This window comes from Micrococcus porci (genome assembly GCF_020097155.1).
Taxonomy (GTDB): Bacteria; Actinomycetota; Actinomycetes; order Actinomycetales; family Micrococcaceae; genus Micrococcus; species Micrococcus porci.
Genome location: NZ_CP083691.1, coordinates 1,146,721 through 1,168,002, shown reverse-complemented (window position 1 = coordinate 1,168,002; position 21,282 = coordinate 1,146,721). Strand labels below are relative to the sequence as shown.

Below are 21,282 nucleotides of genomic sequence, written 5' to 3'. Positions count from 1 at the left end.
CCCGGCGGGGGCGTCGTCGTCGCTCGTCAGGGCGAGGTCACTCCACGGTGACGGACTTGGCGAGGTTGCGCGGCTGGTCCACGTCGTAGCCCTTGGCCGAGGCCAGCTCGAGGGCGAAGATCTGCAGCGGCACGGTGGTCAGCAGCGGCATCAGCACGGGCTGGGTCTCCGGGACCTCGAACACGACCTCGGCATGGTCGCGCACGGCCTCGTCGCCGCGCTCCGCCACCACGAAGGTGCGGGCGCCGCGGGCGCGGACCTCCTGGATGTTGGAGACGACCTTCGCGTGGAGCGAGTGGCGGTCCAGCGGGGAGGGCATGACCACGAACACGGCCTGGCCCTCGTCGATCAGGGCGATGGGCCCGTGCTTGAGCTCGCCCGCCGCGAAGCCCTCGGCGTGGATGTAGGCCAGCTCCTTGAGCTTCAGGGCGCCCTCCATGGCCACCGGGAAGCCGACGTTGCGGCCCAGGAACAGCACGGAGGAGGTGTCGGCCATGGAGCGGGCGAGCTCGCGGACCGGCGTGGAGGAGTCCAAGATCTCCTGGATCTTGCCGGGGATCTCCGCCAGGTCGGCCAGGATGTCCTTGATCTGGCCGGTGAACAGCTTCTTGTTCAGCTGCGCCAGGTACAGGCCCAGCAGGTAAGCGGCGGTGATCTGCGCCAGGAACGCCTTGGTGGAGGCCACGGCGATCTCCGGGCCGGCGTGCGTGTAGAGCACGGCGTCGGACTCGCGCGGGATGGTGGACCCGTTGGTGTTGCAGATGGACAGGGTGCGGGCGCCCTGCTCCTTGGCGTAGCGCACGGCCATCAGGGTGTCCATGGTCTCGCCGGACTGGGAGATGGACACCACGAGGGTGTGGTCGTCGATGATCGGGTCGCGGTAGCGGAACTCGTGGGAGAGCTCGACCTCCACGGGGATGCGGCACCAGTGCTCGATGGCGTACTTGGCCACGGTGCCCGCGTAGGCGGAGGTGCCGCACGCCAGCACGATGATCTTGCGGACCGCCTTGAGCTCCTCCGGGTCGATGCGCAGCTCGTCCAGGACCAGCGCGCCGGTGGCGTCGGTGCGGCCCAGCAGGGTGTCCTGCACGGCCTGCGGCTGGTCGTGGATCTCCTTCTCCATGAAGGTGTCGAAGCCGCCCTTCTCCGCGGCGGAGGCGTCCCAGTCCACGGTGAAGGCCTTGCCCTGCGCGGGGGCGCCCTGGAAGTCGGTGATCTCGACGGCGTCGGCGGTGATCGTCACCACCTGGTCCTGCTCGAGCTCGATCGCCTCCTTGGTGAAATCGATGAAGCCGGAGACGTCGGAGCCGAGGAAGTTCTCGCCCTCCCCCACGCCGACGACGAGCGGGGAGTTGCGGCGGGAGGCCACCACGCGGTCCGGGTGGTCCACGTGGACGGCGAGCAGCGTGAAGGCGCCCTCGAGGCGCTGGGAGGCCAACTGCATGGTCCGGGTGAGGTCGCCCTCGCCGGCGCCGCGGTAGACGTCGGCCAGCAGGTGGGCGGCCACCTCGGTGTCGGTCTCGGAGAGGAAGGTGACGCCCTTCTCCAGCAGCTCGGCGCGCAGCTCGGCGTAGTTCTCGATGATGCCGTTGTGGATCAGGGCCAGGCGGCCCTCGTCCGCGACGTGCGGGTGGGCGTTGACGTCGGTCGGGCCGCCATGGGTGGCCCAGCGGGTGTGGCCGATGCCCACCTGCGCGGACGGCACCGGCTCGGCCTCAAGCTCGGCCGCCAGGTTGGCGAGCTTGCCCGCCTTCTTGCGGTGGTACAGCTCGCCGTCGGCGACGACGGCGACGCCCGCGGAGTCGTATCCACGGTATTCGAGGCGGCGCAGCCCCTCCATGAGGACCTCGAGAGCATCGTGCTCACGGGTCGAGGACGGCTGCCCGATGTATCCGACGATTCCACACATGCGCATGAGGATACCGGGTGCCCGTGCGCATCCGCCGCGGGCGGACAGGGGACCCCGCCGCCGCAGGGGGACGGCCCGCGGGCGCGGGCTCAGGGGCCGCCGTCGCCCTCCTGCTCGGCCTGCTGCCAGGCCCAGAGGTCGCGCACCATCTCCCGCACGTCGCGACGGGCCCGCCAGCCCACGTCGCGGGCGACGGCGCCGACGTCGGCGCAGGACTCGGCGATGTCCCCCGCGCGGCGGCCCCCCACGGTGAACGGCACCGGGCGGCCGGTGACCTCCTCGAAGGCGCGCACCATCTCGAACACGGTGACCCCCTCCCCGCGGCCGATGTTCCACACCCGCACCCCGGCCTCCTCGGAGGGGCGGGCCGCCATCCACTCGAGGGCGGCCACGTGCGCCTCGGCCAGGTCCATGACGTGGATGAAGTCGCGGACGGCGCTGCCGTCCCGGGTGGCGAAGTCCGCGCCGAAGACCGTGAGCTCGGGGTAGGCGCCGGAGGCCACCCGGGAGACGAAGGGCATCAGGTTCGCCGGGGTGCCCTGCGGGTCCTCGCCCATGCGGCCGGAGGGGTGGGCGCCCACCGGGTTGAAGTAGCGCAGGGACGCGACGGACAGTCCCGGCGAGGCGGCGTGGACGTCGGTCAGGACCTGCTCGGCCATGGCCTTGGAGCGGCCGTAGGGGCTGACGGGGTCGATCGGCGCGGACTCGGCGACCGGCACGGGCGCCCGGTCGCCGTACACGGTCGCGGACGAGGAGAACAGCAGGGTCCGGGCGCCGGCGCGCACGGCGGCCTCGGCCACGTGGGCGGTGCCGCCGACGTTCACGCTGTAGTACTCGGCGGGCGAGGCCATCGACTCGGTCGGCGACTTCAGGCCCGCGAAGTGGACCACGGTGTCGGGGGCCCAGGCGACGACCTCGTCGGCCCAGTCCTCCGGGCGGCGGATGTCCGCCACGACCAGGCGCAGGCGCGCGCCCCCGAGCCCCACGCCGCAGACCTCCGCCGCGCGCTCGAGCCCCGCACGCCCGGCGCCGGCCAGGCTGTCCAGCACCAGCACGTCGTGACCCGCGTCGAGGAGGGTCGTCACGGTGTGGGAGCCGAGATACCCGGCGCCGCCGGTCACGAGAGCACGCATGCCCCGATCCTATGCGGGCGGACGCGCCCCCCCCCCCCCCCCCCCCCTGCGCCGTCGTCCTGGCCGGTCGGCGGGACGCGGTGGCCGGCCGCCGGCCCCGGGCCTGCCATGATGGACCGGTGAAGGACACCCGAGACGGGGGCGGCGGCGCCCCCACCGCCCCGGCCGACGCGCCCGGCCCCGCCTCCGCCGGCGATCCCCACCTGAGCCCCTTCGTGGAGCTGGAGCGGCAGACGTGGGCGCGCCTGGCGGACCAGCTGGACCAGCCGTTCGACCAGGACGACGTCGAGCGGCTGCGCGGGCTCGGGGAGACCCTCTCCCTCCGCGAGGTCGCCGAGGTGTACCTGCCCCTCTCGCGCCTGCTGGGCATCCACGTCGAGGCGGCCGGCGCGCTGCGGCGGGCCACCAACGAGTTCCTCGGGGAGCGCACGGGCCGCACCCCCTACGTGATCGGCGTGGCCGGCTCGGTGGCCGTCGGCAAGTCCACGACCGCGCGCGTGCTCCAGGAGATGCTGCGCCGCTGGCCGTCCACCCCGCGGGTGGAACTGATCACCACGGACGGCTTCCTGCATCCCAACGCCGTGCTCCAGGAGCGCGGGATCATGGACCGCAAGGGCTTCCCCGAGTCCTACGACCGCCGGGCGCTGCTGCGGTTCATGGCGGACGTGAAGTCGGGCGCGGCCGAGGTGAGCGCGCCGGTCTACTCGCATGTCACCTACGACATCGTCCCGGAGCGGCGCCAGGTCGTGCACCGGCCGGACGTGCTCATCGTCGAGGGCCTGAACGTCCTGGCCCCGCCGCTCCTCCGGGCGGACGGCACCCCGGGGCTGAGCGTGTCGGACTTCTTCGACTTCTCCGTCTACGTGGACGCACGGGCCGACTGGATCCGGGACTGGTACGTGGAGCGGTTCATGGGTCTGCGCTCGAGCGCGTTCCGCGACCCCGACGCCTTCTTCCACCGGTACGCCTCCCTGTCCGACGAGGAGGCCCGGGAGACCGCCCGGTCCATCTGGGACCGCATCAACGGGCCGAACCTGGCCCAGAACGTGCAGCCCACGCGCGGGCGCGCCCGGCTGGTGCTGACGAAGAACCGGCAGCACGAGGTGACCCGGGTCCTGATGCGGAAGGTGTGAGCCGGACGCCGGTGTGACCGACCCCACCGGTGGACACCCCTCCCGGAATACGTGTCCCGTCGAATGTTCCCTAGACTGGGCCAATGCTTCAGGGATTCAAGGATTTCATCATGAAGGGCAACGTCGTCGACCTGGCGGTCGCCGTCGTCATCGGCGCCGCCTTCGGCAAGGTCGTCACCGCCCTCGTCGACTCGGTGCTGATGCCGCTCATCGCGGCGCTGTTCAAGGCGCCGAGCTTCGACAGCTGGCTCGTGCTCAACCTCAACGGCGTGGACGTGAAGTTCGGCGTCGTGCTGACCGCCATCGTCAACTTCCTGCTCATCGCCGCCGCCGTGTACTTCTGCATCGTGCTGCCGATGAACACGATGATCGAGCGCCGCAACCGCCGCCTCGGCATCACCCCGGCCGAGGACGAGGTCGCTCCGGACGTCGCCGTGCTGACCGAGATCCGCGACCTGCTCGCGCGTCAGAACGGCGCCCCGCGCGTCTGATCCCCCGTCAACCTGAAGGGCCCCGGCCCGCCTCCCCAGGAGGCGGACCGGGGCCCTCGTCGTCGTGCCGGGCCCGGCGCGCCCCGGCCGCCGGTCAGGGCGCGCCGGGCGCCGGGACGGACCGGCCCGGGTCCACGCACGGGAGCCAGTCCGCGGGTCCGCCGCGGTCGCACACCGGCACGGACACGGCGAGCCAGGCGGCCACCCACAGCGCCGCGAGCAGCGCCGCCGGGCCCGCGAGCGGGCGCAGTCGGCCGGGGTCGCGACGGGGGCTCACGGCGTCAGTCGTGGAGGCGCAGCTCGCGCTGGACGACCTCGGCCAGGGCCTCGGCCTCGCGGCGGGCGGTCTCCTCGTCGGGGGCCTCCACCATGACGCGCACCACGGGCTCGGTCCCGGACGGGCGCAGCAGCACACGGCCGGTCTCGCCCAGGCGTGCCTCGGCCTCCCGGACGGCCGACTGCACGGCGGCGTCCTCGGCGGCGCGGGACTTGTCCACGCCGCGGACGTTGACGAGCACCTGCGGCAGGCGGGTCATCACGGCCGCCAGTTGGGAGAGCGGCGTGCCGGTCTCCGCCACGCGGGCGGCGATCTGCAGGCCGGTGAGGACACCGTCGCCGGTGGTGGCGTGGTCGGCGAAGATCACGTGGCCGGACTGCTCGCCGCCCAGGGAGTACTCCCCCAGGCGCATGCCGGCCAGGACGTAGCGGTCGCCGACCTGGGTCTCCACGAGCTCGATGCCGGCCCCGCGCATGGCGAGCTTCAGCCCGAGGTTGGACATGACGGTCACCACGAGGGTGTCCTCCTTGAGCTGCCCGCGGTCCTTCAGGGCGAGCGCCATGATGCCCATGATCTGGTCGCCGTCCACGACCTCGCCGAGCTCGTCCACGGCCAGGCAGCGGTCGGCGTCGCCGTCGTGGGCGATGCCCAGGTCGGCGCCGTGCTCCTTCACGGCCGCCTGGAGCTTCTCCAGGTGTGTGGAGCCGACGCCCTCGTTGATGTTCAGGCCGTCCGGCTCGGCGCCGATCACGATCACCTGCGCACCGGCGTCACGGAACGCGTCCGGGGAGCAGCCGGAGGCGGCGCCGTGGGCGCAGTCCAGCACCACGGTGAGCCCGTCCAGACGGTGGGGCAGCGTCTGCAGGAGGTGGACCACGTAGCGGTCCTCCGCGTCGGAGAAGGTCCGGACCCGGCCGACCTCGGCCCCGGTCGGGCGCAGCGGATGCTCCGACTCGAGGTGCTGGATGATCTCGTCCTCCTGCTCGTCGGTGAGCTTCTCACCGCCGCGCGCGAGGAACTTGATGCCGTTGTCCGGGGCGGGGTTGTGCGAGGCGGAGATCATCACGCCGAAGTCCGCGTCCAGGTCCCCCACGAGGAACGCGGCGGCCGGCGTGGGCACCACGCCGGCGTCGTGGACGTCCACGCCCGACGACGCGAGCCCGGCGATCACCGCGGCCGCGATGAACTGGCCGCTGATGCGGGGGTCACGGGCGACGACCGCCACCGGTCGGCGACCCGCCGCGAGCGCGTCCGCGCCCAGCACCGGAGCGGCCGCCTGGGCCAGCTGGACGGACAGTTCCACTGTGAGGACGTCGTTGGCCAGGCCACGGACGCCGTCGGTTCCGAACAATCTCGACATGATCCCCGAGTGTACGAGCACGCGTCAGCGTGGACGTCCCGACCCGCCCTCCCCGACGTCGCGATCCGGTCACGATCCGTGGGGGCCGCGCGGTAGGATCACCCCGGGGGAGCCTCGGCGAGCGGCCCGCACCGGCGATCCGGCGCGGCAGCCCGTGGCCCCCGACCCGACCCGAAGGACCCCTCCTCCATGCCCGATCACCAGATCCTCTCCTCGTCGTGGCCGCGCCGCGCCGTCCTCGGCGGCGCCGGGCTCGCGATCGCCGGCACGGTCGCCGGCTGCGGCACCGGCGGCGACGCCGCGCAGAGCACCTCGGCGGACGGCTCCGCGGCCTCGACGGGCCCGCGCCTGCCGGAGCCGGAGATCCTCTCCACCATCGACTGGGGCGCGCGCATCCCGGAGAACTGGCAGCAGACGCTCTACGAGAAGCCGTCCTACCTGGTGATCCACCACACCACGACGCCCAACGTGACGGACGGCTCGCGGGACGCGGCCATCGCCCTGGCCCAGCGCGTGCAGAACCAGCACATCAACCAGCAGTGGGGCGACTCCGGCCAGCAGTTCACCATGTCGCGCGGCGGGTTCGCGATGGAGGGCCGCCACGGCTCCCTCTACGCGCTGCAGGGCGGGGAGACGTTCATCCTCGGCGTCCATGCCCTGGGCTTCAACGCCTACGCGGTGGGCATCGAGTGCGAGGGCTTCTACATGGTCAGCCCGCCCCCGCAGTCCCTCTACGCGGGCCTCGTGAAGCTCTCCGCCTTCATCTGCCAGCAGTACGAGCTGCCGCCGTCGCGGATCATCGGCCACCGCGACGTCGTGAAGACGAGCTGCTGCGGCGACGCCTTTTACGCCAAGCTCCCGATCCTCCGTGAGGACGTCAAGCGCTCCCTCGAGACCGGCGAGTACCAGATCACCGAGGGCTTCGGCGCGGACAACCTCCTGGACGACGCCAAGATCAACGTGGAGAACTACGAGGACTTCCAGAAGAGGTCCTGACGGGCCCCGCGCCCGAGGGACGACGAGGCGCCCCTTCCCGGTCCGGGAGTGGGGCGCCTCGTGGTCCGGGCGACCGGACGGCCGGCCGGCGGCTCAGCGGACGCGCGGGAAGGAGCCGCCGTCCGCCTCGTCGATCTCGGAGAGGACGTCGGCGGACGCGCAGATCTGCGGGTCCGGCAGGTGCACGATGCGCTCGTCCTTGTTCGGGTACGGCAGGGTGTACAGGACGTGGCGCATGGCCTCCAGGCGGGCGCGCTTCTTGTCGTTCGACTTCACCACGGTCCACGGGGCGTCCGCCGTGTGCGTGTAAAAGAACATGGCCTCCTTGGCGTTCGTGTAGTCGTCCCACTTGTCCAGCGAGGCCAGGTCTGTGGGCGAGAGCTTCCAGCGGCGCACCGGATCCGTCTCGCGGGCGGCGAAGCGGTTGAGCTGCTCGCGGCGGGACACGGAGAACCAGAACTTGATGATGTGGATGCCCGAGTTGGAGAGCATCCGCTCCAGCTCCGGGGTCTCGCGCATGAACTCCAGGTACTGCTGCGGGGTGCAGTAGCCCATGACCCGCTCCACGCCGGCCCGGTTGTACCAGGAGCGGTCGAACATGACGATCTCGCCGCCGGAGGGCAGATGCTGGATGTACCGCTGGAAGTACCACTGCGAGGCCTCGGCCTCGGTGGGCTTCTCGAGGGCCACGGTGCGGGCGCCGCGGGGGTTCATGTGCTCGTTGAAGCGCTTGATGGCGCCGCCCTTGCCGGCGGCGTCGCGGCCCTCGAAGATGATGAGCACCTTCTGGCCGGTCTCCTTGACCCAGAGCTGCATCTTGAGCAGCTCGATCTGCAGCTCGCGCTTGCGGCGCTCGTAGGTCTTGCGGCTCAGCTTGGTCTTGTAGGGGTAGCCCTCGCGCCAGGCGGTGGGGTCGGGGCTCGGGAGGGAGTCGCCGTGGAGCGTGCGCCCCAGCTCGCGGATCTCGTCGACCTCGGCGGCGTAGTCCTCCGTGACGGCGAACGGCTGTTCGCGCCGGCCGCTCTCGAGCGGGTGCTCGCCGGCCAGGACGCCGTCGGCGGAGGGGTCGGTGGGGGGCGTCGTCGTGTTCTCAGCCACGGGCGTCTCCTGAGGTCGCGGTGCGACGGACCGCTCACCGGTGTGGGCGTGCGGCCCGGCCCGGCGGCGTCGCCGGACCCCGTCAGTCTACGCCGCCGGAGGACGCGCGGCCGATCCCCGGGCCCCGTTCCGCGGGCTGCGCGCCCCGGAACGCAGGGAGCCCCGTGCCCCTCCGAAAGGAGGGCGCACGGGGCTCGTCTCGCGACCGGCGGGCCGGTCGGCGCCGGATCAGCGCTTCGAGAACTGCGAGGCCTTGCGGGCCTTCTTGAGGCCGGCCTTCTTGCGCTCGATCACGCGGGCGTCGCGGGTGAGGAAGCCGGCCTTCTTGAGGGCCGGGCGGTTGTGCTCGCGGTCGATCTCGTTCAGGGCGCGGGAGATGCCCAGGCGCAGCGCGCCGGCCTGGCCGGACGGGCCGCCGCCGTGGATGCGGGCGATCACGTCGTAGGCGCCGTTGAGCTCCAGCAGCGTGAAGGGGTCGTTGACCTCCTGCTGGTGCAGCTTGTTCGGGAAGTAGTTCTCCAGGGTGCGGCCGTTCACGGACCACTGGCCGGAGCCCGGCACGAGGCGGACGCGGGCGACAGCCTCCTTGCGGCGGCCCACGGCGGAACCCGGCACGGTCAGGGCCGGACGCTCGGAGACGGCGGCGGTCTCCGAGGCGGCGGTGGACTCGGAGGTGTAGCTCGTCAGCTCCACGTCGTCGTTCTGGTTGATGCTCATGTCTCTCCTTGGAAGAGGTCTGCTCAGGCGACCACGAGGGTCACTGGGCGACCTGGCCGATCTCGAAGGTGGCGGGCTTCTGGGCCGCGTGGGGGTGCTCGGCACCGCGGTACACCTTCAGCTTGGTCAGCTGCTGGGCCGCGAGGGAGTTCTTGGGGAGCATGCCCTTGACGGCCTTCTCGACGGCGCGCACCGGGTTCTTCTCGAGGAGCTCGGCGTAGGACTCGGACTTCAGGCCACCCGGGTAGCCGGAGTGGCGGTAGGCGCGCTTCTTCTCGAGCTTGGCGCCGGTGAGGGCCACCTTCTCGGCGTTAATGATGATGACGTAGTCGCCCATGTCCGTGTGGGGGGCGAACGTCGGCTTGTGCTTGCCGCGCAGCAGGGTGGCGGTGTGGGTGGCCAGGCGGCCGAGGACGACGTCCGTGGCATCGATGATGTGCCACTGGCGGTCGGCGTCACCAGGCTTGGGAGTGTACGTACGCACGTTGTCTGCCTTCAGTTCGGTTCGGTCACAGCCGCCGGCTCCGGGTCGTGAGTCCGAGGCGGGCGGCCGTTCAGTTCTCCGTGCGCGCCGGTCCCCCAGGTGAGGGCTGGAAGGCGGCCGGGCCCGAGGAGCCCCGGGGGTGCGGCGCGAGTCGAGGCCATGCAACTGAGCCACTCGCGGCACGACGCATCCGGGTGCGGGCATGCGCAACGTCCACCCATGATACCGGCTCATCCGGTCCGGGCCAAAAGCGTCCCGCGGACCTCAGCCGAGGTCGGCGAGGGGGGCGCGCCGGGCGCGGGTCCCCTCGGCGCGGGCCCGGAGTTCCTCACCGGTCTCCGGGTAGCCCACCTCGAGAAGGGTCAGCCCGTGCGCCGGCGCGAGCCGGGCGGCCGAGTCCCGCACCGGGCCGGCCACGCGGGCGGCCGTCCACCCGGGCGTCCGCCGCCCCTCCCCCACCTCGAGCAACGCCCCCACGATGGTCCGCACCATGGAGTGGCAGAACGCGTCCGCCCGCAACCGCACCCGGACCAGCCCGTCCGGGGTGCGGACGACCTCCGCGTCCTGGACCTCGCGGACGGTGGTGGCCCCCTCGCGCGGGCGGCAGAAGGACAGGAAGTCGTGCAGGCCCAGCAGCGCGCCGGCCTCCACGGCCATCAGCCGCTCGTCCACGCGGGCGCCATGCCAGAGCACGCCGTGCCGGGCGAGCGGGTCGCGGGTCTCCGGCCGGTCGCTGATCCGGTACTCGTACGCGCGCCAGAGCGCGCTGAACCGGGCGTCGAACCCGTCGGGCGCTCGTCGGGCCCCGCGGACGACGACGGCGCCCTGCCACGGGCGCAGCACGCCCTGGAGGCGACGCACCAGGGCGTCCGCGGGGTCCACGTCCGCGCGGCCGCGGGCCAGGGCCGACCACTCGGCCTCCGTGAGGTCGCAGTGCACCACCTGTCCGCGCGCGTGGACGCCGGCGTCGGTGCGGCCGGCCACCACGGTGCGGACGGGGCGCCGCACGATCGTCTCGAGGGCGCCCTCCAGCGCGCCCTGGACGGTGGCCAGGCCCGGCTGCGCAGCCCAGCCGCGGAAGTCCGAGCCGTCGTACGCCAGGTCCAGGCGCAGCCGGACCTCCCCCTCACGCGGCAGGCCGGTCGTGGGCTCCGGGCGGGGTTCCACGGGGGCGGCGGGGAGGGCGTCGTCGGGCATGCCGACCATGCTAGGCGCTGGGCCGGCCGTCGAACGGGGCCCGGACGCACGCGAGCGGGCCGCCACCCCGTGGGGTGACGGCCCGCTCGTGCGGTGCCGACGACCGTCGGCGGGTCCCGGCGCCCGGAGGCGCCGGAGCCGGCTCAGGCCATCTTCTGGGCGGCCTCGCCGCCGGCGGGCTCGAAGCCCGCCGCCTTGGCCTCCTCGACGGTGGAGAACCAGACCTCGGCGGTGGTCTGGTCGTACCAGCGCGAGCCGGGCACGTGGTACTTCTTCGAGCTGGCGTTGCCCTTGATGGTCGCGCCCTCGGGGGCCGAGCCGTCCTCGGTGGTGGCGACGGCGCCGTCGATCTCCGCGGCGGTCTCCTCCGACTCGGCGACGGTGACCTCCTCGGTGGCGGCCGGGTCGACGACCTCGACCGGGGTCTCCTCGACGGGCGCGGCGGCCGGAGCGGAGGCGGCGGCCTGCTCGGCCTCGCGGACGACGGCCTGCTTGCCGGAGACGGGCTCCATGACGAGCTCGATCACGGCCATCGGCGCGTTGTCGCCCTGACGGTTGCCGATCTTGGTGATGCGGGTGTACCCGCCGTTGCGCTCGGCCATGGCGGGGGCGATCACGGTGAACAGCTCGTGCACGATCGACTTGTTCGTGCGGGACTTCGCCGCGATGATGCCCTGCACCTTGCGACGCGCGGGCAGGTCGCCCTTCTTCGCGATGGTGATCAGGCGCTCGGCGTGGGGACGCAGGCGCTTGGCGCGGGTGAGCGTGGTCGTGATCGACTTGTGCTCGAACAGCTGGGCCGACATGTTGGCCAGCATGATGCGCTCGTGGGCCGGGCTGCCGCCCAGGCGCGGACCCTTGGTGGGGGTAGGCATGGTGTAACTCCTCGGGTGGGACCCTCCGCCGGCTGCGGCGGCGGGTCGAAGATGTCAGTGGTGCGTACGGCTCAGAAGTCCGAGAACGGGTCGTCGTCCTGGCTCGCGTGCGCCTGCGGGTCGAAGCCGGCCGGCGAGTCCTTGAGGGACAGGCCGAGCTCGTACAGCTTCTCCTTGACCTCGTCGATGGACTTCGCGCCGAAGTTGCGGATGTCCATCAGGTCGGCCTCGGAGCGCGCGACGAGCTCGCCCACGGTGTGGATGCCCTCGCGCTTGAGGCAGTTGTACGAGCGCACGGTGAGCTCGAGGTCCTCGATCGGCTGCGCCAGGTCGGCGGACCCGTCCGCCTCGGCGGGGGCCTCGCCCAGGTCGATGCCCTCGGCCTCGACGTTCAGGCCCTTGGCCAGGCCGAAGAGCTCCACCAGGGTGGAGCCTGCGGAGGCCACGGCGTCGCGCGGGAGCATCGACTCCTTGGTCTCCACGTCCAGGATCAGGCGGTCGAAGTCGGTCCGCTGCTCGACGCGGGTCGCCTCGACCTTGAACGTCACCTTCAGCACCGGCGAGTAGATGGAGTCGACCGGGATGCGGCCGATCTCCTGGTCCGCGGACTTGTTCTGCGCGGCGGTGACGTAGCCGCGGCCGCGCTCGACGGTCAGCTCCATGTCGAACTTGCCCTTCGCGTTCAGCGTCGCGATGTGCAGGTCCGGGTTGTGGATCTCGACGCCGGCCGGCGCCGTGATGTCCGCGGCGGTGACGACGCCGGAGCCCTGCTTGCGCAGGTAGGCGACGACGGGCTCGTCGTTCTCCGAGGAGACGGAGAGCTTCTTGATGTTGAGGATGATCTCGGTGACATCCTCCTTCACGCCGTTGACGGTGCTGAACTCGTGCAGCACACCGTCCACGCGGATGCTGGTCACGGCAGCACCGGGGATGGAGGACAGCAGAGTGCGGCGCAGGGAGTTGCCGAGGGTGTAGCCGAAGCCGGGCTCGAGGGGCTCGATGACGAACCGGGAGCGATGGTCGGACACGACCTCTTCGGTCAGCGTGGGGCGCTGTGCAATGAGCACGGACATTTCCTTTCGGCGAGCGTCCGCCATATGACGCACGCGGGGGGTGGAAACGAGGACGGGATGGGGGTCGACGGACGACCTGCCCGTGCCCTCCCGGTCGGGAGGGCACGGGCACAGTGCTCAGATCAGACGCGGCGGCGCTTGGCCGGACGGGCGCCGTTGTGCGCCTGCGGGGTGACGTCCTGGATGGACCCCACCTCGAGGCCGGCGGCCTGCAGCGAGCGGATCGCGGTCTCGCGGCCCGAGCCCGGGCCCTTCACGAAGACGTCAACCTTCTTCATGCCGTGCTCCTGGGCGCGCTTGGCGGCCTGCTCGGCGGCCATCTGGGCGGCGTAGGGGGTCGACTTGCGCGAGCCCTTGAAGCCCACCTCGCCGGACGAGGCCCAGGAGATGACGGCACCGGTGGTGTCCGTGATGGACACGATGGTGTTGTTGAAGGTGCTCTTGATGTGGGCCTGACCCACGGTGATGTTCTTCTTGTCCTTGCGACGCGGCTTGCGGACCGCAGAACGGGTCTTGGGGGGCATGTGATTCTCCTCCGGGAAAGCTGGTGGTGGAAGCGACGGGTCCCGCGCGGCCTCCGGCGTGGGCCGGGCTCAGCGCGGGGACGGGTCACTTCTTCTTGCCGGCGACCGTCTTCTTCGGGCCCTTGCGGGTACGGGCGTTGGTCTTCGTGCGCTGGCCGCGCACCGGCAGGCCGCGGCGGTGGCGCAGGCCCTCGTAGGAGCCGATCTCCACCTTGCGGCGGATGTCGGCGGCGACCTCGCGGCGGAGGTCGCCCTCCACCTTGTAGCTGCCCTCGATGTGGTCGCGCAGCTGCACCAGCTGATCGTCGGTGAGGTCCTTCACGCGGATGTCCCGGTCGATGCCGGTCGCCGCCAGGGTCTCCTCAGCGCGGGTCTTCCCCACACCGTAGATGTAGGTGAGTGCGATGATCACGCGCTTCTCGCGCGGAATGTCAACGCCTGCAAGACGAGCCATGGGCCGTCCTCCTGATTCCTTCTGCAGCAGGGGTCTGCACCAGGGACGCCCCGTCTGACGCGGCCCTCGGGCCTCGCGCGCCCCGACCGCGGCACCGGGGAAGTTCCGGTGGTGCTCCGCGGCGGCGACGTGCCGTCATCGGTCTCCGGCCCCTGCGACCGGAGGTCACGCGCCCGCAGGCGCGTTGTCCTTGATGTTCGGCCGTGTGGCCGGTGATGGGTGTGGTCAACGCACGGCGTCGGCCCCCGGGCTCCCGGGGACGCGATCAGCCCTGGCGCTGCTTGTGGCGCGGGTTCTCGCAGATCACCAGCACGCGGCCCTTACGGCGCACGACCTGGCACTTGTCGCAAATCCGCTTCACGCTCGGCTGAACCTTCACGGCTCTTCCTCCTGCGTTCGCTTCGGACGGATGATTCTTACTTGTAGCGGTAGACGATACGTCCTCGGTTGAGGTCGTAGGGGCTAAGCTCCACCACCACGCGGTCCTCGGGGAGGATGCGGATGTAGTGCTGACGCATCTTTCCGGAGATCGTCGCGAGCACGACGTGCTCGTTCTGCAGGCGCACACGGAACATCGCGTTCGGCAATGCCTCGGTGACCGTGCCCTCGACCTCGATGACACCTTCCTTCTTAGCCATGTCCTCCACAATCGTCGTGCCATGCGGCGCGCGGAGGCGTGTCGCATGACGGGAACGGGTCTGACCGCGCCTCACGCGCATGCGCCTAGGCACGGTCAACGTTCGATGATACCCCACAGAGCCCGGCCCGGGCAACGCCGACGACGACGGGCCGGGCGGTCGACCACCCGGCCCGTCCTGGCCCCCGCAGAGGGAGGGCCGGGGTCACTCCCCCGGGGGCACCGGCACGACGCCGTGGGCCGCGAGCTCCGCGGCGCCGCCGTCGGGCGCGGTGAGCACCCACACGCCGCCGGGGTGCCGGCAGACGGTGTGCTCCCACTGGCTGGCGCGGGCGCCGTCCGTGGTCACCACGGTCCACTCGTCCTCGAGGGTGCGGGTCTCGATGCCGCCGCGCACGAGCATCGGCTCGATGGCCAGCGCCATGCCGTGCTGCACCTTCGGGCCGCGGTGGCCGGTGCGGTAGTTGAACACGTCGGGCGCCAGATGCATGGCGGAGCCGATGCCGTGGCCCACGTAGTCCTCGAGGATGCCGAGCGGCGCACCCGGCTGGGAGGTCACGAAGTCGTCGACGGCGTCGCCGATCTCTCCCACGTGGCGGGCCTGCGCGAACGCGGCGATGCCGACCCAGAGCGCCTGCCGGGTGATCTCGGAGAGTCGCTCGTCCTCCGGGTCCGCGGTGCCCGCCTCAGACGAGCCCAGGATGAGGGTTCGGGCCGAGTCCGAGTGCCACCCGTCGACGATGGCCCCGCCATCGATCTTCAGCACGTCGCCCTGCTGCAGCACCCGCTCCCCGGGGATGCCGTGGACGACCTCCTCGTTGACGGACGCGCAGACCGTGGCCGGATACCCGTAGTAGCCCAGGAAGTTGGACGTGGCCCCGTGCTGCGCCAGCACGTCCGCGAAGACGGCGTCGACCTCGGCGGTGGTCACCCCGGGGGCCGCGGCCGCGACGGCGGCGTCCAGGGCCTCGGACAGGACCACGCCCGCGCGCTGCATGGTCTGCAGCTGGGGGGTGGTCTTGAGCTCGATGGAGCGGCGGGAGAACACGCCCGTCAGGCCTGGGTGTCCGGGGTGATGATCGGCAGGGTGCCGGTCGCGGCGCGCACGGAGTACACCGACTGCAGCACGCGCTCCGTGACGTCGTCGATCTGGCCGGTGCCGTCCACGCGGGCGACGATGCCGCGCTCCGCGTAGGACTCGATCACGGACTCGGTCTCGCGGTGGTACAGGTCCAGGCGGTGCTGGATGACCTCCTCGGTGTCGTCCGCGCGGCCCTCGATCTCGGCACGCTTGAGCAGGCGCGCCACGAGCTCGGCGTCCGGCACCTCGAGCTCGACGACGGCGGACAGCGCCTGGCCCGTGTCCTTCAGCATGGCGTCGAGCGCGTCGACCTGACCCGCGGTGCGCGGGTAGCCGTCGAGGAGGAAGCCGGTCTCGGCGTCGGACTGGGAGAGCCGGTCGGCGACCATGCGGTTGGTCACCTCGTCCGGGACGAAGTCGCCGGCGTCCATGTAGCGCTTGGCCTCCTTGCCGAGCTCCGTCATGTTCTTGACGTTGTGGCGGAAGATGTCGCCCGTCGAGACGGCGACGATCCCCAGCTTGTCGGCGATGCGGGTGGCCTGGGTTCCCTTGCCCGAGCCGGGGGGGCCCATCAGCAGCATGCGGGTCATCGTGTGTTCCTCACTGTCGAACGGACGGACGCTCAGCGGAGCAGGCCCTCGTAGTGGCGCTGCTCCATCTGGGCGCTGATCTGCTTCACCGTCTGGAGGCCCACGCCCACCATGATCAGGATGGAGGTGCCGCCGAACGGGAAGTTCTGGTTCGCGCCGATCAGCACGAACGCGATCAGCGGGATCATGGCCACGATACCCAGATAGAGGGCGCCGGGGAGAGTGATGCGGCTGATGACGTACTGCAGGTAGCGCTCCGTGGGACGCCCGGCGCGGACGCCCGGGATGAAGCCGCCGTAGCGCTTCATGTTGTCGGAGATCTCCTGCGGGTTGAAGGTGATCGACACGTAGAAGTACGTGAAGCCGATGATCATCAGCAGGTACAGGGCCATGTAGAGCGGGTGGTCGCCGCCCACGAAGTACGTGCTCAGGAAGGAGACCCACGCGGGCGGGGCGGACCCGTCCTGCGGAGTGTTGAACTGCGCGAGGATGCCCGGGAGCATCAGCACCGAGGACGCGAAGATCACGGGGATCACGTTGGCCATGTTCACCTTGATCGGGATGAAGGTGCTGGTGCCGCCCACGGTGCGGGTGCCGATCTGCCGCTTGGCGTACTGCACCGGGATCCGCCGCTGGGACTCCTCCACGAACACGACGGCCAGCATGGTCAGCAGGCCCACCACCATGACGATCGCGAACGTGCGCCAGCCCTGGGTCTGGAGCACCTGGCCGATGCCGGCCGGGAAGCCCGCGGCGATCGACGCGAAGATCAGCAGGGACATGCCGTTGCCGATGCCGTTCTCCGTGATGCGCTCGCCCAGCCACATGACGATCACGCAGCCGGTGGTGAGCACGACGACGACGAGCAGGACCGTGGCGATCGACTGATCGTGCAGCAGCGGGACCCGGCACCCCAGCAGGGCGCCGGTGCGCGCGAGGGAGGCCATCGTCGTGCCCTGGAGCACGGCCAGGGCGATGGTGAGGTAGCGCGTGTACTGCGTGAGGGTGGCCTGCCCCTGCGGGCCCTCCTGGTGGAGCTGCTCGAAGCGCGGGATCACCACGCGCAACAGCTGCACGATGATCGACGCCGTGATGTAGGGCATGATCCCCAGCGCGAAGATCGACACCTGCAGCAGGGCACCGCCGGAGAACATGTTCACGAACGAGTACAGCCCGCCCTGGGCGGAGCCCGCCGCCAGGCACTGGCGGACGGCGGCGTAGTCCACGCCGGGCGCCGGGATGAACGCGCCGAGGCGGTACACGGCCACCAGCGCCAGCGTGAAGAGGATCTTCCGCCGCAGGTCCTGCGTCCGGACGATCCGGGCGATGGCCTTGAACACATGTCCTCCTGCAGGGTGTCGACGAGGCGCGGCACCCCCACGGGGGACGCCGACGCACACGGCCCCGCGCAGACGGGACCGCCATCGGAGTCTACACACACGCACCAGGGCCCCTGGTCCGGGCGTTCGCCCGGGCCAGGGGCCCTGTGGTGTCGATCAGTCGATCAGACGGTCTCGGCGGAGCCGCCGGCGGCCTTGATCTTCTCGATCGCAGAGGCGGAGAAGGCGTCGGCCTTCATCTGCACGGCGGAGGTGATCTCGCCGGTGCCCAGCACCTTCACGGGCTGGTTCTTGCGCACGAGGCCCTTGGACACCAGGGTCTCCACGGTCACCTCGCCGCCCTCCGGGAACATCTCGGAGAGCTTGTCCAGGTTCACGACCTGGTACTCCGTGCGGAACGGGTTCTTGAAGCCGCGCAGCTTCGGCAGACGCATCTGCAGCGGAAGCTGGCCGCCCTCGAAGCCGGCACGCACCTGGTAGCGCGCCTTGGTGCCCTTGGTGCCGCGACCGGCGGTCTTGCCCTTGGAGCCCTCACCGCGACCCACACGGGTCTTGGCGGTCTTGGCACCGGGGGCCGGACGCAGGTCGTGGACCTTGATGGCGTCGTTCTCAGCCATGGTTGACCTCCTCCACGGACACCAGGTGCGGCACGGTGTTGACCATGCCCACGGTCGCCGCGTCGGCCTTGCGGGTGACCTGGTGGCCGATCCGCTTGAGGCCGAGCGAGCGCAGGGTGTCGCGCTGGTTCTGCTTGGTCCCCGTCACGCCGCGGGTCTGGGTGATCACCAGGGTGGCGTCCGAGGGCTGGATGTTCTTACGGGTGGTCTGCAGCACGGCTCACACACCTGCCTTCTGAGCGCCCTTGGAGGCGCGATCGTTCTCCATCGTGCGAAGCATCGCATGAGGGGCGACCTCGTCCAGGGCCTTGCCACGGCGGGCGGCAACGGCCTGGGGCTCCTCCAGACGCTTCAGGGCGTCCACGGTGCCGCGCACGATGTTGATCGCGTTGGCGGACCCCATGGACTTGGACAGCACGTCGTGGATGCCGGCGCACTCGAGGACGGCGCGCACCGGACCGCCGGCGATCACGCCGGTACCCGGGGAGGCCGGACGCAGGAGCACGACGCCGGCGGCGTCCTCACCCTGCACGAGGTGCGGGATGGTGGAGCCGACGCGCGGCACGCGGAAGAAGGACTTCTTGGCCTCCTCCACGGCCTTCTGGATCGCGGCGGGCACCTCCTTGGCCTTGCCGTAGCCGACGCCGACGGTGCCGTCGCCGTCACCCACCACCACGAGGGCGGTGAAGGAGAAGCGGCGGCCGCCCTTGACGACCTTGGAGACGCGGTTGATCGCGACGACGCGCTCGAGGAACGCGTCCTTCTCGTCCTCCTGGGCGCCACGACGGTTGCGGTCGTCGCGGCGGCCGCCACGACGATCCCCGTCACGGCCGCCACGGCCGCCGTCGCGACCGCCACGGCCGCCGGAGCGCTCGGTGGACTGGCCGGCCGAGCCCGCGGAGGTCTCGGACACGGTGGTCTCGGTGGTCTCGCTCACCTGGGTGTCCTTCTGATCGTTGGTCTCGGTCACAGCTGCAGCCCTCCCTCGCGGGCGCCGTCGGCCACGGCCGCGACGCGACCGTGGTACTTGTTGCCGCCGCGGTCGAACACGACGGCCTCGATGCCGGCGGCCTTCGCGCGCTCGGCGACGAGCTCGCCCACGCGCTTGGCCTTGGCGGTCTTGTCACCGTCGAACGCGCGCACGTCGGCCTCCATGGTGGAGGCGTACGCCAGCGTGCGGCTCTGGGTGTCGTCCACGACCTGCACGAACATGTGGCGTGCCGAGCGGTTGACGACCAGACGGGGACGGACGGCGGTGCCGGAGATCCGCTTGCGCACCCGGAGGTGGCGGCGGGTGCGGGCGTTGAACTTGCCCTTGCCCTTCACCTTGAGCGTGGACATCACTTACCTGCCTTTCCGGCCTTGCGGCGGATCTGCTCGCCCGCGTAGCGCACGCCCTTGCCCTTGTACGGGTCGGGCTTGCGCAGCTTGCGGATGTTGGCGGCGGTCTCGCCGACCTTCTGCTTGTCGATACCGGCCACGGTGACCTTGTTGCCCTCGACGGTGAAGGAGATGCCCTCGGGGCACTTCACCGGCACGGGATGGGAGTAGCCCAGGGCGAACTCGAGGTCCTGGCCCTTGGCCTGCACGCGGTAGCCGGTGCCGACGACCTCGAGGGCCTTGGTGAAGCCCTCGGTCACGCCCAGCACCATGTTGTTGATCAGGGTGCGGGACAGGCCGTGCAGGGAGCGGGACTCACGCTCGTCGTCGGGGCGGGCCACGATGACCTGGCCCTCCTCGAGGGTGGCCGTGATGGGGGACGGGAGCGTGTGCTCCAGCTGGCCCTTGGGGCCCTTCACGGAGATGCGGGCGCCGTCGATGGTCACATCGACGCCGCTGGGAACGGTGATCGGGAGACGTCCGATTCGCGACATGTCAGTTCAGCCTTTCTTCTGTCTCGTCCGTCACCAGACGTAGGCGAGGACTTCTCCGCCCACGCCCTTCTGGGACGCCTGACGGTCCGTGAGCAGACCGGAGGAGGTGGACAGGATGGCGATGCCGAGGCCGCCCAGCACGTGGGGCAGGTTCGTGGACTTCGCGTACACGCGCAGGCCCGGCTTGGAGATGCGGCGCAGGCCGGCGATCGCGCGCTCACGCTGCGGGCCGAACTTGAGGTCGATGGTCAGCTTCTTGCCGACCTCGGCCTCCTCTTCACGCCAGTCCTGGATGTAGCCCTCGGCCTTGAGGATCTCGGCCACGCGGACCTTGAGCTTCGAGGAGGGCATGGACACGGTGTCGTGGTAGGCCGAGTTTGCGTTGCGCAGACGGGTGAGCATGTCTGCGACGGGATCGGTCATGGTCATGTGGGCTTCCGCCCTTTCTCGCCGTGGTTTCCCGCACCGGTTCACCGGTGGGGGACCTGTGGCGTGGAGGTCTTACTTGTCGGTCTTGAACGGGAAGCCCAGCGCCTTCAGCAGCGCGCGGCCCTCGTCGTCGTTCTTGGCGGTCGTCACCACGGTGATGTCCATGCCGCGCACGCGATCGATCTTGTCCTGGTCGATCTCGTGGAACACGGTCTGCTCGGACAGGCCGAAGGTGTAGTTGCCGTTGCCGTCGAACTGGCGGTCGGACAGGCCGCGGAAGTCACGGATGCGCGGCAGCGCGAGCGTGACGAGGCGGTCCAGGAACTCCCACATGCGGTCGCCACGGAGGGTGGCGTGGGTGCCGATCGGCATGCCCTCGCGCAGCTTGAACTGCGCGATGGACTTGCGGGCCTTGGTGACCATCGGCTTCTGGCCGGTGATCGCGGTGAGGTCCGCGATGGCGCCGTCGATGATCTTCGAATCCTTCGCGGCCTCGCCGACGCCCATGTTGACGACGACCTTCACCAGGCCGGGCACCTGCATGACGTTCGCGTACTCGAACTGCTCCTGCAGCGAGGCGCGGATCTCCTCGCGGTACTTGGTCTTCAGACGGGGCGTGACCTTCTCGGTCTGCTGCACCTCGGTCATCACAGCTCCTTCCCCGAGGCCTTGGCGAAGCGCACCTTGACGGTGACCTGCTCGCCGTTCTTCTCGACGGTCTCGAAGCGGTAGCCCACGCGGGTCGGCTTCTTGGTCTCGGGGTCCACCACGGCCACGTTCGAGATGTGGATCGGGGCCTCGACGACCTGCAGGCCGCCCTCGGTGGAGCCGTTGTTGTTCTGGCCGGCGCGCAGGTGCTTGGTCACGCGGTTCACGCCCTCGACGAGCACGCGCTCGTCAGCCGGGAACACGCGCAGGACCTTGCCCTGCTTGCCCTTGTCCTTGCCAGAGAGGACCTGGACGAGGTCGTCCTTCTTGATCTTGGCCATGAGG

28 protein-coding genes are annotated in these 21,282 nt (G+C 70.9%); 3 read left to right on the top strand and 25 right to left on the bottom strand.

Going from position 1 to position 21,282, the window contains the following annotated elements; genetic code table 11:
* Positions 1-37: 37 nt before the first annotated feature.
* Together glmS and galE are read right to left on the bottom strand one after the other, a co-directional pair.
* On the bottom strand, positions 38-1,909 hold the full coding sequence (gene glmS, locus KW076_RS05655) for a glutamine--fructose-6-phosphate transaminase (isomerizing) (protein WP_224356608.1): 1,872 nt from the start codon (positions 1,907-1,909) through the stop codon (positions 38-40).
* Between the two features lie 89 nt (positions 1,910-1,998).
* A complete protein-coding gene (galE, locus tag KW076_RS05650) occupies positions 1,999-3,042 on the bottom strand; it encodes a UDP-glucose 4-epimerase GalE (protein ID WP_224356607.1) in 1,044 nt (347 codons plus the stop codon).
* 119 nt (positions 3,043-3,161) lie between these two features.
* Here galE and coaA point away from each other — a divergent pair, with 119 nt between their 5' ends.
* Together coaA and mscL are read left to right on the top strand one after the other, a co-directional pair.
* Positions 3,162-4,175 (top strand): type I pantothenate kinase, encoded by a 1,014-nt coding sequence (gene coaA, locus KW076_RS05645; RefSeq protein ID WP_434084360.1) that lies wholly within the window; start codon positions 3,162-3,164, stop codon positions 4,173-4,175.
* An 83-nt stretch (positions 4,176-4,258) separates the two neighbouring features.
* Positions 4,259-4,666 (top strand): large conductance mechanosensitive channel protein MscL, encoded by a 408-nt coding sequence (mscL, locus tag KW076_RS05640; protein ID WP_224356606.1) that lies wholly within the window; start codon positions 4,259-4,261, stop codon positions 4,664-4,666.
* A 94-nt stretch (positions 4,667-4,760) separates the two neighbouring features.
* On the opposite strand, the gene KW076_RS05635 is transcribed toward mscL, so the two are convergent.
* Positions 4,761-4,943, bottom strand: coding sequence for a hypothetical protein (locus tag KW076_RS05635; RefSeq protein WP_224356605.1), 183 nt, complete (start codon positions 4,941-4,943; stop codon positions 4,761-4,763).
* A 4-nt stretch (positions 4,944-4,947) separates the two neighbouring features.
* A complete protein-coding gene (gene glmM, locus KW076_RS05630; protein WP_224356604.1) occupies positions 4,948-6,303 on the bottom strand; it encodes a phosphoglucosamine mutase in 1,356 nt (451 codons plus the stop codon).
* 189 nt (positions 6,304-6,492) lie between these two features.
* On the opposite strand from glmM, the gene KW076_RS05625 reads away from it, so the two are divergent.
* Positions 6,493-7,299 (top strand): peptidoglycan recognition protein family protein, encoded by an 807-nt coding sequence (locus tag KW076_RS05625; protein ID WP_224356603.1) that lies wholly within the window; start codon positions 6,493-6,495, stop codon positions 7,297-7,299.
* A gap of 93 nt (positions 7,300-7,392) precedes the next feature.
* Here the strand turns inward: KW076_RS05625 and ppk2 are convergent, their stop codons facing one another.
* The 21 genes from ppk2 to rplX form a co-directional block, all read right to left on the bottom strand.
* On the bottom strand, positions 7,393-8,346 hold the full coding sequence (gene ppk2 / locus KW076_RS05620; protein ID WP_224356791.1) for a polyphosphate kinase 2: 954 nt from the start codon (positions 8,344-8,346) through the stop codon (positions 7,393-7,395).
* Between the two features lie 279 nt (positions 8,347-8,625).
* Positions 8,626-9,114 (bottom strand): 30S ribosomal protein S9, encoded by a 489-nt coding sequence (gene rpsI, locus KW076_RS05615; RefSeq protein WP_224356602.1) that lies wholly within the window; start codon positions 9,112-9,114, stop codon positions 8,626-8,628.
* Between the two features lie 40 nt (positions 9,115-9,154).
* Entirely contained in the window at positions 9,155-9,598 is a 444-nt protein-coding gene (gene rplM, locus KW076_RS05610) for a 50S ribosomal protein L13 (protein WP_224356601.1), read from the bottom strand.
* Positions 9,599-9,862: 264 nt separating this feature from the next.
* Positions 9,863-10,795, bottom strand: a complete 933-nt coding sequence (truA, locus tag KW076_RS05605) for a tRNA pseudouridine(38-40) synthase TruA (protein WP_224356600.1) — start codon at positions 10,793-10,795, stop codon at positions 9,863-9,865.
* Positions 10,796-10,938: 143 nt separating this feature from the next.
* Positions 10,939-11,670 (bottom strand): 50S ribosomal protein L17, sunset domain variant, encoded by a 732-nt coding sequence (gene rplQ / locus KW076_RS05600; RefSeq protein WP_224356599.1) that lies wholly within the window; start codon positions 11,668-11,670, stop codon positions 10,939-10,941.
* Positions 11,671-11,741: 71 nt separating this feature from the next.
* Positions 11,742-12,737 (bottom strand): DNA-directed RNA polymerase subunit alpha, encoded by a 996-nt coding sequence (locus KW076_RS05595; RefSeq protein WP_224356598.1) that lies wholly within the window; start codon positions 12,735-12,737, stop codon positions 11,742-11,744.
* A 128-nt stretch (positions 12,738-12,865) separates the two neighbouring features.
* Complete coding sequence (rpsK, locus tag KW076_RS05590; protein ID WP_135028737.1) at positions 12,866-13,267, bottom strand: 30S ribosomal protein S11; 402 nt, start codon at positions 13,265-13,267, stop codon at positions 12,866-12,868.
* 85 nt (positions 13,268-13,352) lie between these two features.
* Positions 13,353-13,721 (bottom strand): 30S ribosomal protein S13, encoded by a 369-nt coding sequence (gene rpsM, locus KW076_RS05585; protein WP_224356597.1) that lies wholly within the window; start codon positions 13,719-13,721, stop codon positions 13,353-13,355.
* Positions 13,722-13,986: 265 nt separating this feature from the next.
* On the bottom strand, positions 13,987-14,100 hold the full coding sequence (gene rpmJ, locus KW076_RS05580; protein WP_010145295.1) for a 50S ribosomal protein L36: 114 nt from the start codon (positions 14,098-14,100) through the stop codon (positions 13,987-13,989).
* Between the two features lie 37 nt (positions 14,101-14,137).
* On the bottom strand, positions 14,138-14,359 hold the full coding sequence (infA, locus tag KW076_RS05575) for a translation initiation factor IF-1 (RefSeq protein ID WP_224356596.1): 222 nt from the start codon (positions 14,357-14,359) through the stop codon (positions 14,138-14,140).
* 204 nt (positions 14,360-14,563) lie between these two features.
* A complete protein-coding gene (gene map, locus KW076_RS05570; RefSeq protein WP_224356595.1) occupies positions 14,564-15,406 on the bottom strand; it encodes a type I methionyl aminopeptidase in 843 nt (280 codons plus the stop codon).
* Positions 15,407-15,411: 5 nt separating this feature from the next.
* A complete protein-coding gene (locus KW076_RS05565; protein WP_224356594.1) occupies positions 15,412-16,029 on the bottom strand; it encodes an adenylate kinase in 618 nt (205 codons plus the stop codon).
* 32 nt (positions 16,030-16,061) lie between these two features.
* A complete protein-coding gene (gene secY / locus KW076_RS05560) occupies positions 16,062-17,369 on the bottom strand; it encodes a preprotein translocase subunit SecY (RefSeq protein ID WP_224356593.1) in 1,308 nt (435 codons plus the stop codon).
* Positions 17,370-17,533: 164 nt separating this feature from the next.
* A complete protein-coding gene (rplO, locus tag KW076_RS05555) occupies positions 17,534-17,986 on the bottom strand; it encodes a 50S ribosomal protein L15 (protein WP_224356592.1) in 453 nt (150 codons plus the stop codon).
* Positions 17,979-18,203, bottom strand: coding sequence for a 50S ribosomal protein L30 (rpmD, locus tag KW076_RS05550; protein ID WP_224356591.1), 225 nt, complete (start codon positions 18,201-18,203; stop codon positions 17,979-17,981). Before rpmD ends, rplO begins: the two co-directional genes overlap by 8 nt.
* Positions 18,204-18,206: 3 nt before the next feature.
* Complete coding sequence (gene rpsE / locus KW076_RS05545; RefSeq protein WP_224356590.1) at positions 18,207-18,956, bottom strand: 30S ribosomal protein S5; 750 nt, start codon at positions 18,954-18,956, stop codon at positions 18,207-18,209.
* Positions 18,953-19,327, bottom strand: coding sequence for a 50S ribosomal protein L18 (gene rplR, locus KW076_RS05540; protein WP_224356589.1), 375 nt, complete (start codon positions 19,325-19,327; stop codon positions 18,953-18,955). The genes rpsE and rplR overlap by 4 nt, the downstream gene beginning before the upstream one ends.
* Positions 19,327-19,860 carry a 50S ribosomal protein L6 gene (gene rplF / locus KW076_RS05535; protein ID WP_224356588.1) on the bottom strand — a complete coding sequence of 178 codons (534 nt, stop codon included), beginning with the start codon at positions 19,858-19,860 and terminating at the stop codon, positions 19,327-19,329. Before rplF ends, rplR begins: the two co-directional genes overlap by 1 nt.
* A 30-nt stretch (positions 19,861-19,890) precedes the next feature.
* Complete coding sequence (gene rpsH / locus KW076_RS05530; protein WP_224356587.1) at positions 19,891-20,289, bottom strand: 30S ribosomal protein S8; 399 nt, start codon at positions 20,287-20,289, stop codon at positions 19,891-19,893.
* A gap of 72 nt (positions 20,290-20,361) precedes the next feature.
* Positions 20,362-20,937 carry a 50S ribosomal protein L5 gene (gene rplE / locus KW076_RS05525; protein WP_224356586.1) on the bottom strand — a complete coding sequence of 192 codons (576 nt, stop codon included), beginning with the start codon at positions 20,935-20,937 and terminating at the stop codon, positions 20,362-20,364.
* Positions 20,937-21,278 (bottom strand): 50S ribosomal protein L24, encoded by a 342-nt coding sequence (gene rplX / locus KW076_RS05520; protein ID WP_224356585.1) that lies wholly within the window; start codon positions 21,276-21,278, stop codon positions 20,937-20,939. Before rplX ends, rplE begins: the two co-directional genes overlap by 1 nt.
* Positions 21,279-21,282: the final 4 nt, after the last annotated feature.

What these genes read in the sequence shown, in the direction of transcription:
- rpsK (WP_135028737.1), bottom strand. Translation starts at nt 13,267, where the DNA reads ATGCCCCCCAAGACCCGTTCTGCGGTCCGCAAGCCGCGTCGCAAGGAC.
- glmS (WP_224356608.1), bottom strand. Translation starts at nt 1,909, where the DNA reads ATGTGTGGAATCGTCGGATACATCGGGCAGCCGTCCTCGACCCGTGAG.
- KW076_RS05625 (WP_224356603.1), top strand. Translation starts at nt 6,493, where the DNA reads ATGCCCGATCACCAGATCCTCTCCTCGTCGTGGCCGCGCCGCGCCGTC.
- rpsH (WP_224356587.1), bottom strand. Translation starts at nt 20,289, where the DNA reads ATGACCATGACCGATCCCGTCGCAGACATGCTCACCCGTCTGCGCAAC.
- KW076_RS05565 (WP_224356594.1), bottom strand. Translation starts at nt 16,029, where the DNA reads ATGACCCGCATGCTGCTGATGGGCCCCCCCGGCTCGGGCAAGGGAACC.
- infA (WP_224356596.1), bottom strand. Translation starts at nt 14,359, where the DNA reads ATGGCTAAGAAGGAAGGTGTCATCGAGGTCGAGGGCACGGTCACCGAG.
- rplF (WP_224356588.1), bottom strand. Translation starts at nt 19,860, where the DNA reads ATGTCGCGAATCGGACGTCTCCCGATCACCGTTCCCAGCGGCGTCGAT.
- galE (WP_224356607.1), bottom strand. Translation starts at nt 3,042, where the DNA reads ATGCGTGCTCTCGTGACCGGCGGCGCCGGGTATCTCGGCTCCCACACC.
- rplE (WP_224356586.1), bottom strand. Translation starts at nt 20,937, where the DNA reads ATGACCGAGGTGCAGCAGACCGAGAAGGTCACGCCCCGTCTGAAGACC.
- rplO (WP_224356592.1), bottom strand. Translation starts at nt 17,986, where the DNA reads ATGGCTGAGAACGACGCCATCAAGGTCCACGACCTGCGTCCGGCCCCC.
- rpsI (WP_224356602.1), bottom strand. Translation starts at nt 9,114, where the DNA reads ATGAGCATCAACCAGAACGACGACGTGGAGCTGACGAGCTACACCTCC.
- rpsM (WP_224356597.1), bottom strand. Translation starts at nt 13,721, where the DNA reads ATGGCTCGTCTTGCAGGCGTTGACATTCCGCGCGAGAAGCGCGTGATC.
- rplX (WP_224356585.1), bottom strand. Translation starts at nt 21,278, where the DNA reads ATGGCCAAGATCAAGAAGGACGACCTCGTCCAGGTCCTCTCTGGCAAG.
- rplR (WP_224356589.1), bottom strand. Translation starts at nt 19,327, where the DNA reads ATGTCCACGCTCAAGGTGAAGGGCAAGGGCAAGTTCAACGCCCGCACC.
- truA (WP_224356600.1), bottom strand. Translation starts at nt 10,795, where the DNA reads ATGCCCGACGACGCCCTCCCCGCCGCCCCCGTGGAACCCCGCCCGGAG.
- glmM (WP_224356604.1), bottom strand. Translation starts at nt 6,303, where the DNA reads ATGTCGAGATTGTTCGGAACCGACGGCGTCCGTGGCCTGGCCAACGAC.
- mscL (WP_224356606.1), top strand. Translation starts at nt 4,259, where the DNA reads ATGCTTCAGGGATTCAAGGATTTCATCATGAAGGGCAACGTCGTCGAC.
- rplQ (WP_224356599.1), bottom strand. Translation starts at nt 11,670, where the DNA reads ATGCCTACCCCCACCAAGGGTCCGCGCCTGGGCGGCAGCCCGGCCCAC.